Origin of the sequence: Arthrobacter sp. 2YAF22_2 (assembly GCF_052114645.1) — a bacterium.
Classification (GTDB): Bacteria; Actinomycetota; Actinomycetes; order Actinomycetales; family Micrococcaceae; genus Arthrobacter.
Genome location: NZ_JBFRFD010000030.1, coordinates 1 through 13,326, shown reverse-complemented (window position 1 = coordinate 13,326; position 13,326 = coordinate 1). Strand labels below are relative to the sequence as shown.

Sequence of the window (13,326 nt, the reverse complement as noted above, 5' to 3'; positions counted from 1 at the left end):
CTTAGGCCCCGCGGCCAAACGGCGGCGCTCGGTCGCGCGGTCGCGCGGCCCGGCGGCGCGCGGCCCGCGGCGGCGCCCCGCGCTCAGTCCTCCGGGTCGCTGTCGATGCGCACGTAGTCCCGCGGCACCACCACCATGGGAACCGGCAGGGCGCGGAGCACCTTGTTGGCCGTACTCCCGAGGAAGAGCTTGTTCTTTTCCGCCAGCCGCGACGAACCGACGATCATGACTTCCCCGTCGTTCCACTCGAGGTCATCGATGGCCTCCTCGATGGTCCGGCCGTGTGCCACCTCGACGCTGACGTGATGTCCTTCGGGCAGGCGGCCGGCCGCGGCCTTGAGCACCGTGTTTGCGTGGATGTGCGCGGCATTGATGTTTTCGCCGCTGGCGCCCTCGGCGTCCAATTCGACCAGCGACACCAGCCGCAGCGGCACGCCGCGGCGTTCGGCGGCTCCGATCGCGACGTCGATTGCTGCTTCCGCTCCGGTGCGCTGCCCGACGGCGAGGGTCAGCCCGCTGACCGGTTCGGTCCGCCGGTAGCCGCGCGGCGCCAGGGCCACCGGCACCGGGGAGGCGTGCAGCAGCCCGTTGGCCACGCTGCCGACGCTGTAGCGCTTGAACAGCCCGTTGCGTGCCGCGCCCACCACGATCAGGCCGGCGCGGTATTCCTTCGCCGCGTCGATCAGGCCCCCGGCGAAGGAGTCCCCCTGGCGCACGTGGAACCTGGCTACGAGGCCCTCGGGAACCAGGGAAAGGCCCTGCCGTTCCGCGGTCCGCACGGACTGCTCCGCCACGCTGACGCGGTTTCCCTGCGGGTTGAGCGCGACGTATGGGGTCTTCCGGTCCACCACGTGGACCAGGTCCAGGTGGGCCCCCTGGGCGCGGGCCAGGGCCGAAGCCAGTGCGACGGCATCAGCGCCGCGGTCGTCGGGTGTGTAGCCAACTACGTATCGCATCGATGAACCCCTCATTGGGTCTGGGCAGAATCCAGCTTGGCTCCGGGGGCCCGGGCGACGTCGGCCGGCCTGCGTTCCTGCAGTGGTAGGAACGACTCTAGCCCAGCGGCCCCCGGAATAGCGCCGTTTAGGCGTTGGCGCGGATAGCCGCGGCCAGCACCTCGAGTCCGTCCAGCAGCAGCTCGTCGGTGATGACCAGCGGCGGCAGCAGCCGGATTACGTTGCCGTACGTGCCGCAGGTGAGGATGATGACGCCCTCCTTGAGGCAGGCCGCGGCGACTGCCTTGGTCAGCTCCGGGTTCGGTTCCTTGGAACCGGCCTGGACCAGTTCGACGGCGAGCATGGCGCCGCGGCCGCGGACGTCACCGATCACGGGCTGTGCGCTGGCGAGTTCGCGCAGCGTGCCGAGGGCGAGTTCCTCGATATGGCGGGCCCGGGCGTTGAGGTCGTACTGTTCCATCGATCCGATCGCGGCCAGCGCCGCGGCGCAGGCCACCGGGTTGCCGCCGTAGGTGCCGCCGAGGCCGCCGGGGTGGACGGCGTCGAGCAGTTCGGCGCGGCCGGTGATGGCGGAGAGCGGCATGCCGCCGGCGATTCCCTTGGCCATGGTGATGATGTCCGGGATGACGCCCTCGTGGTTCACGGCGAACCATTCGCCGGTGCGGCAGAAGCCGGACTGGACCTCGTCGGCGATGAAGACGATGCCCTTCTCCTTCGCCCACGCCGCGAGCGCCGGCAGGAAGCCCTCGGCCGGGACAATGAAGCCGCCCTCGCCCTGGATGGGTTCGATGATGATCGCGGCAACCTGCTCACCGCCGATCTGCTTTTCGATCATGGTGATGGCGCGCTGGGCGGCCTCGGCGCCGGTGATCGCCGGGTTTTCCTCGCGGAACGGGTAGCTCATCGGCATCCGGTAGACCTCGGGCGCGAACGGACCAAAGTTGGTCTTGTACGGCATCGCCTTGGCGGTCAGGGCCATGGTGAGGTTGGTGCGGCCGTGGTAGGCGTGGTCGAAGGCGACGACGGCGTCCCGGCCGGTGGCCAGGCGCGCCACCTTGACGGCGTTTTCGACGGCTTCGGCGCCGGAGTTGAACAAAACGGTGCGCTTCTCGTGGTCGCCAGGGGTGAGGCGGTTCAGCTGCTCGGCGACGGCCACATAGCCTTCGTAGGGCGTGACCATGAAGCAGGTGTGGGTGAAGTGCTCCACGGCTTCCTTCACAGCACCGACGACGGCGGGGTCCGAGGCACCCACGCTGGTGACGGCGATGCCGGCGCCGAGGTCGATGAAGGAGTTACCGTCGACGTCCTGGATGATGCCGCCGTCGGCGTCGGCGACGTAGACCGGGACGCTGGAGGCGACACCGGACGCGACGACGGCCTTGCGGCGCTCGGTCAGTGCAAGTGACTTGGGGCCCGGGAAGTCGGCCTGGACGCGGCGCTTCTGCTCCAGCCGGAAGATGATGTCGTTTGCTGTGGTGGTCATGGAAGGGCCTTTCTAAGTGTGGAGGGGGGACAGAGCCTGCGTTAGGCGTCGAGTGCGGACATGACGTGCTTGATGCGGGTGTAATCCTCGACGCCGTACATCGAGAGATCCTTGCCGTAGCCGGACTGTTTGAAGCCTCCGTGCGGCATCTCGGCGGTCAGCAGGATGTGCGTATTGATCCAGACGGCGCCAAAGTCGAGGTCGCGGCTGACCCGCATGGCCGTGCCGTGGTCAGTGGTCCAGACGCTGGAGGCGAGGGCGTAGTCGACGTCGTTGGCCAGTTCGATGGCCTCGGCCTCGGTGCTGAACTTCTGCACCGTGATGACGGGGCCGAAGGTTTCCTTCTGCACGATGTCATCGGTCTGCTTGGCGCCGGTGACAATGGTGGGCTCGAAGAAGAATCCCTTTTCCCCTGCGCGGTGGCCGCCGGTCTCGATCCTGCAGTTCGCCGGCAGGTGCTCGACGACGGAGGTGACTGCATTGAAGTGGTTGACGTTGTTCAGCGGGCCGAAGTAATTGTCTTCGTCGTTCTGCGAGCCCGTGTGCAGGGTCTTGGTGTGCTCCACCATGGCGGCAACGACGTCGTCGTGGACCTCGTCCTGGACCAGCACGCGGGTGATCGCGGTGCAGTCCTGGCCGGCGTTGAAGAAGGCGAATTCGGCGATGGCCGCGGCGCTCTTTTTGATGTCGGCGTCCTTGAAAACGATCGCGGGGGCCTTCCCGCCGAGTTCCAGGTGGGCGCGTTTGAGTCCCTTTGCGGCCCCGGAGGCGACGGCGATGCCTGCCCGCACGGAACCGGTGATGGAGACCAGGCCGGGGACCTTGTGCTCCACCATCAGGGCGCCGGTCTCGCCGGTGCCGAGGACGACGTTGAGGACGCCGGCCGGGAAGATCGCTCCGGCGAGGCGGGCCAGGACGAGGGTGGATTCCGGGGTGGTGTCCGAGGGCTTGAGCACGACGGTGTTGCCTGCGGCGAGGGCGGGCCCGATCTTCCAGATCGCCATCAGGAACGGGTAGTTCCAGGGTGCAACCTGCGCGACGACGCCGATCGGTTCCCGCCGGACGTAGGAGGTGTGGCCCTCGAAGTATTCCCCGGCGGACTTGCCCTCCATGATGCGGGCGGCACCGGCGAAGAAGCGCAGCTGGTCCGCACCCGCGGCGACTTCCTCGGAGGCGATCAGGGACCGGACCTGGCCGGTGTTCCGGTGCTGGGCCTCGACCAGTTCGTCGCTGTTGGCCTCAACGGCGTCCGCGAGCTTGAGCAGCATCAGCTGGCGCTGGCCGGGAGTCACGTGCTTCCAGTCGGCGAAGGCGTCCTTGGCGGCCGTCATGGCGGCGTCGACGTCGGCCTGGACCGAGATTGGCGACTTCGCCACGACGTCGCCGGTGGCGGGGTTGATGATGTCCAGCAATGCGGTGCCGGCGGGGGTGACGAACTCCCCGTTGATGAAGTTCTGCAAGGTTTGAACCACGGTGTACAACCTCTTTCGAGCTGGCCTGGCGATGGCAGGGATGGGAGATCTGCGGCTGCTCCGAGCCTATGCCAGCCCTGCACGACTGGGAATAGGCAGCTGCACACCGTAAACAAGGAAGTTTAGTGCGGTTGACCAGCACCCGGTTATCCTGATTCCATGGCAATTTCCCTCGCGGCCCTGCTTGGGGTCCCGTCCCTGCGGCTGACAAAAACCGGCGTCGCGGAGACCACCTGGCACTCGGATATCCGCTGGGTTGCGGTCACCGAGCAGGAGGACCCGCAGCGCTTCCTCAATGGCGGGGAACTGGTCCTGACCACCGGTATGCGGCTCAAGACGGCCCCCGATCAGCGCCGATTTGTCCGCCAGGTCCAGCGCGCCGGAGCCGTGGGCATCGGTTTCGGCGTCGGTCTCACGCACGATGCGGTGCCCCCGGCGTTGGTCGCCGAGGCCAACCGCTGGGGCCTTCCGGTGGTGTCGGTGCCTTACGAAACCCCGTTCATCGCGATCGGCAAGCTCGTGGCCGATGCCCAGTCCGCGGACCACTACGCCAAGCTGGAGCGCCTGATCGCCGGGCACCAGGTCCTGGCCCGGGCTCTGTTGACCGGCGGGGGCCTGGCCGAACTGCTCAAGCACCTGGGCTCCATGCTGCGCACCGACATAGTGCTTACGCAGTTCACTGCGCAGCTCTACAACAGCGCCACCGGCAGCCCCTCCCCCACGGCGGACGGCTGGGCCTCGTACCCGGTCCCGACCGGCCGCCGCGATGCCTGCACGCTGTGGATCCGGCACCCGTTCGAAGACTCGGGGATAGTCGGCTACGCGCAGAACCTGATCAGCGTCGAGCTCAACAACATGGTCAAGCAGCGGCAGTCACAGCGGGCACTGGCCGGGCAGGTCCTCGAGGACGTCATCCATGGCAYCCTGGAGCCCACCGAGGCCACCCGGCGGCTCGCCGGCATCGGCGTCAACAGCACCCGCAAAAACGTGGTCCTGCTGGCGGAATCGGCCGCCCACGCCGCCCAGTTGGCGAGTTCCTCGCTGCCGCAGCCGCTGAGGACGGCGGTGACCGCCGTCGTCGGCCGGGACCTGGTGGCGGTGGTGCACGACGACGGCAGCGGCGCCGCCGCCCTGGCCCGGGGCCTCAGCGACCACCTCGCCGAGGCCGGAATCCACGCCACGATCGGCATCGGCGGGGCGTACACAAAGCCGAATGGACTGCGCTGGAGCTACTTCGAGGCCCGCGATGCGGCGAGCCACGGTCTGCCGGTCAACGAGCCGGAACGGCTGAGCCTGACCTCGCTGCTGCTCGCCAGCGAGGACGTTCCGCTGGCGGACATGGCGAACGAGTCACTGAACCCGTTGCGCCAGTTCGACGCCGCGCATGGCGCCGGCCTGATGGCCACACTGGAGAGCTACCTGGGCAACAACGGCTCGGTCGCTGCCGTCGCCGAGGAGCTCACGCTGCACCGGAATACCGTCCGCTACCGGCTGGCGCAGATCACCGAATTGACCGGATACGACGCGGCGCAAACCGCGGACCGGGTGCAGCTGTGGCTGGCGCTGGCCGTGCAGCGGCTCGGCGCCCGCCACCCCCGCTGACACAGCACACCGACTGTCCCCGCGCTGCGTTCCGGGCGTTGTCTCTTTCGGAGATCTTCGCCACCGCAGCTTGGGTTCCAAACATCAAACGTCTAACCTTTGGAGATGGCCAGCAGCACGGCGCTTCCCGCCCTTCCCCAGACAGCCCCACCCGGCACCGGCCGCCCGCGCGGCGTAATCGTGGCGGGCGTCGTGGCGATCGTGCTGATCGGCCTCAACCTGCGCGCCGGCATCAGCGGGGCCTCCGCGCTGTTCCACGACCTGCAGCAGGTTCTTGGGTACGGGCCATTTGTCGCTGCCATCGTTCCATCGATTCCCACGCTCTGCTTCGCCGTTGCCGGGGCCGCCACGTCCTGGCTGACCAGACGTCTCGGCGTGGAAAAGGCGATCCTGCTCTCCCTTGTTATGCTCGCCGGCGGCCTGCTGCTCCGCGGCGTGCCCTCGACCGGGATGCTGGTTGCGGGCACTGTGGTCGGGATGTCCGGGCTGGCCGTGTGCAACGTCGCCATGCCGTCCTTCATCCGCGAGTATTTCGCCGACCGGACCTCCCTCATGACGGGCCTTTACACGATGACGATGACCAGCGGAGCCACCGTCATTTCCGTCCTGATCGTTCCGATGGCACAGCAGCTCGGTTCGCCCTCCGCCGGACTGGGGGCGATCGGCATTCTGGCTCTCACCGCCTGCCTGGGCTTTTTGCCGATAGCGCTGCACGCGCACCGTCACGCGCCCGCGCGGAAGGCCACGCATGTCTCACCATGGCCGCTGCTGCGGACCCGCACGGGGATCATGATCACCGCCGGCTTCACCCTGCAGGCCCTCCTCGCCTACTCCGTGCTGAGCTGGTTTCCGTACATGCTGGCCACGGAGGGGGTCAGTGCCTCCCAAAGCGGGCTGATGTTCGGGCTGATGCAGCTCGTTTCGGTCCCGGCCGGAATGACGCTCATCGCGATCGGAGCCCGCCCCCGGATGTTGCGCCCTGCTTTCTACCTGGCCTCCGCGGCCACTTTGCTGGGCGTCGGCGGCATGCTGCTGCTGCCGGCCGGGATGGCACCCTTGACCGCGGTCCTCCTCGGCGTCGGACTGGGCATCTTCCCGCTGATCATGGTGATGATCAGCCGGGCCGGCCGGAACACCGCCGAGACCACCGCCCTGTCCACCGTCGCCCAGTCGGCGGGGTACCTGCTGGCGACCATCGGACCGTTCGGCATGGGTCTGCTGCACGGCGCCACGGGCAGCTGGACCCTGCCGCTGGTCCTGCTGCTGGCCGTGGCGGCGGGCCAGGTTGTCGTGGGGCACCTGCTGACGGTCCGGATAACCAAGCCGCGGGCCGCCGGCGGCCGGCCCGTGGGGCCGCCGCTGGGAGGGGTGCAGCGATGACGTTGACCCCTTCACCCCGGCCTCCCCTGGTGGAGGAGATCACCGCCAAACTCCGCGACTCCATCCACTCGGGCGAGTGGCAGCTGCAACAGCGCATTCCCGCCGAACCGGAACTAATGGCGGCACTGGGCGTCTCCCGTGGCACCTTGCGGGAGGCCATCAAGGCCCTGGCGCACAGCGGCATGCTGGAGGTCCGCCGCGGGGACGGCACCTACGTCCGCGCCACCAGCGAAATCTCTGGCGCCGCGCAGCGCATGTACCGTGACCACTCCCAGATGCACATTTTGGAGGTGCGTGTGGGGCTGGACACCCAGGCCGCCCGGCTCGCGGCCCGCCACGCCTCGGACGACGACGTCGCGGCGCTGCGGGAACTGCTCGAAGTCCGCCGCCGCACGTGGCTGGCAGGGGACTTCGCCGGCTGGGCGCAGGCTGACTGGAACTTCCATGTCATGGTGGCGCAGGCCTCGGGCAACCCGCTCCTGCACGAGCTGTACGTCAGCTTCGGCGGAGTGTTTCACAGCGACCTGCTCCGCCAGCAGCGCCGGGGCGGCTTCGATGGCCTTCCACACCCAGGCCACGGCGGGCTGGTGGACGCCATCGCTGCCCGCGACGCGGACGCCGCGGTCGAAAGCGTCCACCGCAACCTGAACTCCTGTGCGGAATGGATCGGGCGGGTCTAACGAGCGAGACCCTTGAAGACGTTCTTGGGCCGCTGCATTTCGCCGTGCTTGGCGCCCAGGACGATCACCCAACCGGCGAACACCGGGATGGTCCACTGCAGGATTTTCAACTGCTGCTGGGCGGACTGGAGCTCCTGCGAGGCACCGTGCCTGGGCTCGGTGGCTCCGGCAGCGCCCTCGTCGGCGAGCTTGTCCACCTTCGCGCCCTGCAGGCCCGCATAAAGTGTCACGGCCGCGCCGGCCAGGGTGACAACGGACTTGTAGATGCTCAGCCGGGTCACGCCGTCCTGCTTGGCCATCCGGTCCTTGTTCTCCCAGATGATGGCCAGGCCGGAGAGAAGGTGCGCGCCGAAGGCCGCCGTTTGGTACGGGGCCCACTTCTTCCAGCCGAGGCTGGAGAGCCGGGTCCGCTCGGCGGGATCTTTGGCCTCCGCCGTCGCACCGTTCAGCCCGATCGCGCCCATCAGCGAACCGCCGAACCACGCGCCCGCGGTCAAGTCGTGAATGGATCGGGCAACAAGATTTCCTGCCATGGTGAGCGTCCTATCGTGAGTTTGCGAATACGGAACGGCACAGCCCCACAGGGAGTCCGCACCCGGATATAGTAAGCACACTTAGCAACAGGATGGTAGCCCTGCTTTACGGGGGCCTCGTCCTGAAGGGGCCGCCCGGCATGCGGGTAGGCTCGTGGGCATGGAAGGACACCGTTGAGCGGAAACCCATCCGGCGGACGTGCGGGGGCGGCCCCTGAGACCATCCTCGGCGAGGCCGCCGATGCCGCGGAAGCCGCGTCCAACAGCAAGCCGCTCGACGTCGCCGCGCGTTGGGGATTCGCCGTGATGGCCCTGCTCCACGTCGTGATCGGGGCCATCGTCGTCGCACTGGTGCTGGGCGCACCGGGCAAGGCCGAGCCCACCGGTGCGATCGAGCAGCTCGCTGCCAACCCCTGGGGCCCGGCGGTGATGTGGTCGGGCTGCATCGGCTGCGCCGGGCTCGCGCTCTGGCAGCTGAGCGAGGCGACCTTGCGGGCCCGCCACCTGCCACGCAGCGAAGGGCTGGGCAAGCTGGTTTCCTCCGGCTTCCTGGCGGTTGCCTACGGCGGCGTCGGGTACACCTTCGGCAGCTTCGCCGTCGGGGTCAGCAGCGATTCGAGCGACTCCACCGCCGCGTTCAGCCGGTCACTGATGGACCGGCCGCTCGGCGCCCCGCTGTTGACCGCCTTGGGGCTGACAGTCGCCGGGATTGGCGTCTACTTCGTGGTGAAGGGACTGGGCAAGAAGTTCAAGGAGGAACTGCGGCACTTCGAGGGAACGCACCGCGGCCACCTCGTCAGCGCCCTGGGCGTGACCGGCCATGTGGCCAAGGGGCTCGCACTGGTCCTCACCGGCTTGCTGTTCGTGGTGGCCGCGGCCACCAACGATCCCGGTTCGTCCACCGGGCTGGACGGCAGCCTCAAGGCGCTGCTGCACCACCCGTTTGGTCCGTACCTGCTTCTGCCCATCGGCGCAGGCTTCATCGCGTACGGCGTCTTCGCCCTGATCCGCGCGCGGTTCGGGCGGATGTAGCGCCGCCGTCGGTCCTTGTTGTCGAGCGGTCCGGGCGATATCGTGTGAGCTAGCTTCCGAACCGCGTTTCCTGCCTTTCAGGTAGGTCAGTTCGACCCCCGGCGGGCGGGTTCTTCAAGGTAAGGCCATGAGCTACGTCCCAGTCAGCAGGCGCACAGTCCGGCGCCACCGCGAATCCGAACGGGCCACGAGGCGCTTGGTAATCGGTCTGTCCGCCGCGGCAGCGGTGGCGTGGCTCCTCTCGGTCACGATGTCCACCGCGGTCCACGTCGGCGGCACCCCGTACAACATTGCGGTTGTCCTGCATGTCCTCTCCCTCGTCGCAGCGTTCGGCGCCATTATCCTGGTGGACTGGCACGGATTCCTGTGGCTCATCGGCCGCCGCAAACTGGCAGAAATCATCAGGCTCGACGGCGCCGCCACCCCGCTGATCTGGGGCGGCCTCCTCGGGATGCTGGCCACCGGGGCCTTCCTCAGCCCGCATTTGTACAACCCGATGACGGACGTGAAGCTGGCCGCGGTTCTTGCGCTGAGCCTGAACGGCATCATGCTGATCCCGCTCATGCGCCGGCTCGCCCACCTGCCGCCGGATTCTTCGTTTTGGGCCCTCAGCGTCGGGCAGCGGACCCATCTGCTGTTGAGCCTGACCATCTCACAGGCGTGCTGGTGGACGGCGATCATCATCGGCTTCATCAATGCCGAGTTCTGAACCTTCCGCCTGCGGCCGCTCCGGCTACCCCAGCGGGACGACCGCGCCTTCCTGGTAGAGCAGCGCCCGGATCTCCGATTCGGCCGAGTCCAGCCGCTTCGGGTCGATTGTCTCCCCCGCCGCGAAGTGGTCCAGCAGCCGCGGATCCACGTAACTCTTGCGGGCGATCGACGGCGTGTTCCCCAGCACCGCCGCAGCGTCCACCATCGCGCGGCTCACCGCGCGCTTCCGGGCCGAGACCTTCGGCTGCGGCCCGCTCCGGGCCAGGCTCACGGCTGCTGCCACCGTCCCGCGCAGAGTGCGGAAATCCTTGGCGGTGAAGTCCCCGCCGGTGCGTTCTTTCACGTAGTCGTTAATCTCGGCGCTCGTGACCGGGTGCCAGCTGCGGCCGTTCTTGTAGGCGAGCAGGCGGGCGTTTCCACCGCGGCGCTTGAGTGAGCGGACGACGGCGGCGAGGTCGGCGTCGTCAATCCTGGAGTCCCAGGTCTTGCCGCTCTTGGCCGGGAAGCTGAGCCGGAGCTCGTCCTTGCGCACCTTCACGTGGGCGCAGAGCAGGGTGGCCAGGCCGTGGCTGCCGTTCTCGTTGGTGTACCGCTCGGAGCCGACGCGCAGCGAGCCGCTGTCCAGCATCCTGAAGGCGGCCGCCAGCACGCGCTCCCGGGTGAGCCCATCCGAGCGCAGGTCCATGGTTACCAGCCGGCGCGCGGCGGCCAGGGTTTCCGCGAGCTGAAGGGAACGGTCAAACTTCACCCGGTCCTTCCGCTCCCGCCAGCCCGGGTGGTAAATGTACTGGCGCCGGCCGACGGCGTCGAGCCCGGTGGCCTGGATGTGCCCGTTCTCGTAAGGCGCGATCCAGACGTCGGTCCACGCCGGCGGGATGCCGATGCCCTCCAGCCGGTCCCGGATCGGCCCGGGCGGCACGGTGGACCCGTCCAGGTCCTTGTAGCTGAACCCGGTCCCGGCGGGGACCCGGCGGTAACCGCGGCCGGACGCGTTGCTGTGGCGAAGCCTCATCGGCCGGTCCCTGGGTGTCTGGTGTCCATGACGGTAAGCCTACTGACTACGGATCATGGAAACACCGAGCAACGCGGGGGCTCAGACCTCCGCGGCCACCCCGCCGCGGGAGATTTCCACCATGTCCTCGCGCGGGACAACCTTGACGCGTTCGCGCTGGACAGCGACGCCGTGCGACTCCCCTGCCGTGCTCGCCTTCTCGCCGAGCGATCGTTCGTGCGCGTCCAGGGCCAGCCAGCCCTCCCAGCTGGTGGACTTCACGCCGCGGTTCTCCAGCAGCTCGACGATCACCTCGGGGGCGGGTGCCGCTGCCGGCGGCAGAGCCTGACGGTCCTCCAGCAGGTAGGTCACGGTCTCCAGGGCGTCACCCTTGGTATGGCCGATCAGGCCGACGGGGCCGCGCTTGATCCAGCCGGTGGCGTAGATCCCGGGCAGGTGGGCGCCGGAGGCATCCAGGACGCGGCCGCCGTCGTTCGGGACGACGCCCTTGCTGTGGTCGAACTCGACCTCGGGCAGGGCAGAGCCGAAGTAGCCGATGGCACGGTAAACGGCCTGGACCGGGTAGTCGACGAACTCGCCGGTGCCGCGGGCGTTCCCGTCGCCGTCCAGTTCGTTGCGCTCGAACTTGATGCCGGCGACCTTGCTGGGGTGGGCGGCGTCGTCGTAAATCTCGACCGGGCTGTGCAGGAAGTGCAGGTGCAGGCGGCGGGACGCCGTGAGCTCGGAGAGATCCTCGGGCTGCTCGGCGATCCAGTTGGTGAGCGTGCCCACCATCGTCTTGGTCTGGTTGTTGCTCTGGATCTGGCGGTCCGATTCGGCGTCGAACTCGAAGTCCTCGGGGTAGAGGACGATGTCGACGTCCTTGGAGTGCGACAGTTCGCGCAGTTCCAGCGGCGTGAACTTCACTTGGGCCGGGCCGCGGCGGCCGAAGACGTGGACGTCGGTGACCGGGGAATTCTTCAGGGCCCGGTAGACGTTGTCCGGAATCTCGGAGACGAGGAGGTCGTCGGCGTGCTTGGAGAGCATCCGGGCGACGTCGAGGGCGACGTTGCCGTTGCCGATCACCGCGACCTCTTTGGCCTCCAGCGGCCAGTCACGGGAAACGTCAGGGTGGCCGTCGTACCAGGAGACGAAGTCGGCSCCGCCGTAGGAGCCCTCGAGCTCGACGCCGGGGATGTTCAGGTCGGCGTCCTTGATGGCGCCGGTGGCAAAGATGACGGCGTCGTAGTGGGTGCGGAGGTCCGCGAGGGTGAGGTCGGTGCCGTAGTCCACGTTGCCGAAGAAGCGGATGTCGCCGCGGTCCAGGACCTTGTGCAGGGCGTTGACGATGCCTTTGATGCGGGGGTGGTCCGGGGCCACGCCGTAGCGGATCAGGCCGTAGGGCGCCGGGTAGCGGTCGAACAGGTCGATGCTGACGGTCAGTTCGCCGCTCTTGACGGGCTCGCTCTTGGTCAGGATGTCCGCGGCGTAGACGCCGGCGGGGCCGGATCCGACGACGGCGACGCGCAGCGGACGGGCGGCGGTTCCTACGGGGGTGTTCGTTGACACGGCTGTGTTCCTTTGGTTCGTTCCGTCCCAACTGACTCGCAGTTGTTGTCGTTATGAGGGCTCAAAACGACAACAACTGCGAGCTAGTTGGGTAGTGCGGGTGAAACTAACGGGCGGCGACGCGCGGGGCGTTCGGGGAGGTGGTGCTGTAGTCCGCGGTCTTGAAGTGCGACGGCGCGAACGGGCTGACGCGGACCACGTCGCCGATCACGATCACGGCAGGATTCGCGACGCCTGCGGCCTCCGCCTGGTCCGCGATGGTCCCGAGCGTACCGATGGTCACCCGCTGGTTCGGCAGGTATCCATTCTCTACGATGCCAACAGGCGTCCCGGCTGGCAAACCGGCGCGTCCCAGCGAGGCCGCGGATTCGCGGAGTTGGCCCACGCCCATGAGCAGGATCACGGTATGGTCGGCGCGGGCCGGGACCTCGGATAGCTCTTCGTGCCCGGTGACCACGCTGAAGCCCTTGGCCAGGCCGCGGTGCGTGACCGGGATCCCGGCGGCGGCCGGGACGGAGATCGCCGACGTCACGCCGGGCACCACTTCGACCTCGATGCCGTTTTGCCGGCAGAACTCGGCTTCCTCGCCGCCGCGGCCGAGGACGTACGGGTCGCCGCCCTTGAGGCGGACCACGCGATGGCCGGCCAGTGCTTCCTCCACCAGGATCCGGTTGATCCCCTCCTGCGGCACGGGGTGGTGGCCTGGGGTTTTGCCCACCTCGATCACCCGGACATCGGCGGCCAGCTCGCCCAGCAGTTCACGCGGGCCGAGCCGGTCCGCGACGACGACGTCGGCTTGGCCCAGGAGCCGCCGACCGCGGACGGTGATGAGCCCGACAGCGCCGGGCCCGCCGCCCACGAGCGCCACGGAACCGGTCCCGGCGGGTGCCCCCGGGCCCGACACTCGGTGCCGGCGC

General features: G+C 68.4%; 12 protein-coding genes. 5 read left to right on the top strand and 7 right to left on the bottom strand.

Annotation, left to right across the window (positions count from 1 at the left end; translation table 11 throughout):
• Positions 1–83: 83 nt before the first annotated feature.
• The 3 genes from AB4Y86_RS02675 to AB4Y86_RS02665 all read right to left on the bottom strand — a co-directional run bounded on the left by AB4Y86_RS02675 (position 84) and on the right by AB4Y86_RS02665 (position 3,911).
• Positions 84–956, bottom strand: coding sequence for a universal stress protein (locus AB4Y86_RS02675; protein WP_441399888.1), 873 nt, complete (start codon positions 954–956; stop codon positions 84–86).
• 127 nt (positions 957–1,083) lie between these two features.
• Positions 1,084–2,439: a 4-aminobutyrate--2-oxoglutarate transaminase gene (gene gabT / locus AB4Y86_RS02670; RefSeq protein ID WP_441399887.1), complete on the bottom strand. Its 1,356-nt coding sequence runs from the start codon at positions 2,437–2,439 to the stop codon at positions 1,084–1,086.
• Between the two features lie 41 nt (positions 2,440–2,480).
• Positions 2,481–3,911: a gamma-aminobutyraldehyde dehydrogenase gene (locus AB4Y86_RS02665; RefSeq protein WP_441399886.1), complete on the bottom strand. Its 1,431-nt coding sequence runs from the start codon at positions 3,909–3,911 to the stop codon at positions 2,481–2,483.
• Positions 3,912–4,070: 159 nt separating this feature from the next.
• Here AB4Y86_RS02665 and AB4Y86_RS02660 point away from each other — a divergent pair, with 159 nt between their 5' ends.
• The 3 genes from AB4Y86_RS02660 to AB4Y86_RS02650 all read left to right on the top strand — a co-directional run bounded on the left by AB4Y86_RS02660 (position 4,071) and on the right by AB4Y86_RS02650 (position 7,573).
• A complete protein-coding gene (locus AB4Y86_RS02660; RefSeq protein ID WP_441399885.1) occupies positions 4,071–5,513 on the top strand; it encodes a PucR family transcriptional regulator in 1,443 nt (480 codons plus the stop codon).
• A gap of 105 nt (positions 5,514–5,618) precedes the next feature.
• Positions 5,619–6,893, top strand: a complete 1,275-nt coding sequence (locus AB4Y86_RS02655; RefSeq protein ID WP_441399884.1) for an MFS transporter — start codon at positions 5,619–5,621, stop codon at positions 6,891–6,893.
• Complete coding sequence (locus AB4Y86_RS02650) at positions 6,890–7,573, top strand: FadR/GntR family transcriptional regulator (RefSeq protein ID WP_441399883.1); 684 nt, start codon at positions 6,890–6,892, stop codon at positions 7,571–7,573. The genes AB4Y86_RS02655 and AB4Y86_RS02650 overlap by 4 nt, the downstream gene beginning before the upstream one ends.
• Here the strand turns inward: AB4Y86_RS02650 and AB4Y86_RS02645 are convergent.
• Positions 7,570–8,106, bottom strand: coding sequence for a hypothetical protein (locus AB4Y86_RS02645; RefSeq protein ID WP_441399882.1), 537 nt, complete (start codon positions 8,104–8,106; stop codon positions 7,570–7,572). The two genes, AB4Y86_RS02650 and AB4Y86_RS02645, sit on opposite strands and share 4 nt — an antisense overlap.
• Positions 8,107–8,280: 174 nt before the next feature.
• Here AB4Y86_RS02645 and AB4Y86_RS02640 point away from each other — a divergent pair, with 174 nt between their 5' ends.
• Together AB4Y86_RS02640 and AB4Y86_RS02635 are read left to right on the top strand one after the other, a co-directional pair.
• Complete coding sequence (locus tag AB4Y86_RS02640) at positions 8,281–9,138, top strand: DUF1206 domain-containing protein (RefSeq protein WP_441399881.1); 858 nt, start codon at positions 8,281–8,283, stop codon at positions 9,136–9,138.
• Between the two features lie 127 nt (positions 9,139–9,265).
• The gene (locus AB4Y86_RS02635) at positions 9,266–9,847 is read left to right on the top strand and encodes a hypothetical protein (protein WP_441399880.1); all 582 of its coding nucleotides are present in this window, start codon (positions 9,266–9,268) and stop codon (positions 9,845–9,847) included.
• Between the two features lie 24 nt (positions 9,848–9,871).
• On the opposite strand, the gene AB4Y86_RS02630 is transcribed toward AB4Y86_RS02635, so the two are convergent.
• From AB4Y86_RS02630 to cobA, 3 genes are all read right to left on the bottom strand, one after another.
• Entirely contained in the window at positions 9,872–10,861 is a 990-nt protein-coding gene (locus AB4Y86_RS02630; RefSeq protein ID WP_441399879.1) for a DNA topoisomerase IB, read from the bottom strand.
• An 81-nt stretch (positions 10,862–10,942) separates the two neighbouring features.
• Positions 10,943–12,409 carry an FAD-dependent oxidoreductase gene (locus tag AB4Y86_RS02625; protein ID WP_441399878.1) on the bottom strand — a complete coding sequence of 489 codons (1,467 nt, stop codon included), beginning with the start codon at positions 12,407–12,409 and terminating at the stop codon, positions 10,943–10,945.
• A gap of 106 nt (positions 12,410–12,515) precedes the next feature.
• Positions 12,516–13,326 (bottom strand): uroporphyrinogen-III C-methyltransferase (gene cobA, locus AB4Y86_RS02620; protein WP_441399877.1); only part of this gene is annotated, 811 nt, incomplete at its 5' end.

Bases quoted from the DNA above. Each gene is read 5' to 3' on its own strand.
- AB4Y86_RS02675 (WP_441399888.1), bottom strand. From the start codon at position 956: ATGCGATACGTAGTTGGCTACACACCCGACGACCGCGGCGCTGATGCC.
- gabT (WP_441399887.1), bottom strand. From the start codon at position 2,439: ATGACCACCACAGCAAACGACATCATCTTCCGGCTGGAGCAGAAGCGC.
- AB4Y86_RS02655 (WP_441399884.1), top strand. From the start codon at position 5,619: ATGGCCAGCAGCACGGCGCTTCCCGCCCTTCCCCAGACAGCCCCACCC.
- AB4Y86_RS02650 (WP_441399883.1), top strand. From the start codon at position 6,890: ATGACGTTGACCCCTTCACCCCGGCCTCCCCTGGTGGAGGAGATCACC.
- AB4Y86_RS02645 (WP_441399882.1), bottom strand. From the start codon at position 8,106: ATGGCAGGAAATCTTGTTGCCCGATCCATTCACGACTTGACCGCGGGC.
- AB4Y86_RS02635 (WP_441399880.1), top strand. From the start codon at position 9,266: ATGAGCTACGTCCCAGTCAGCAGGCGCACAGTCCGGCGCCACCGCGAA.
- AB4Y86_RS02630 (WP_441399879.1), bottom strand. From the start codon at position 10,861: ATGAGGCTTCGCCACAGCAACGCGTCCGGCCGCGGTTACCGCCGGGTC.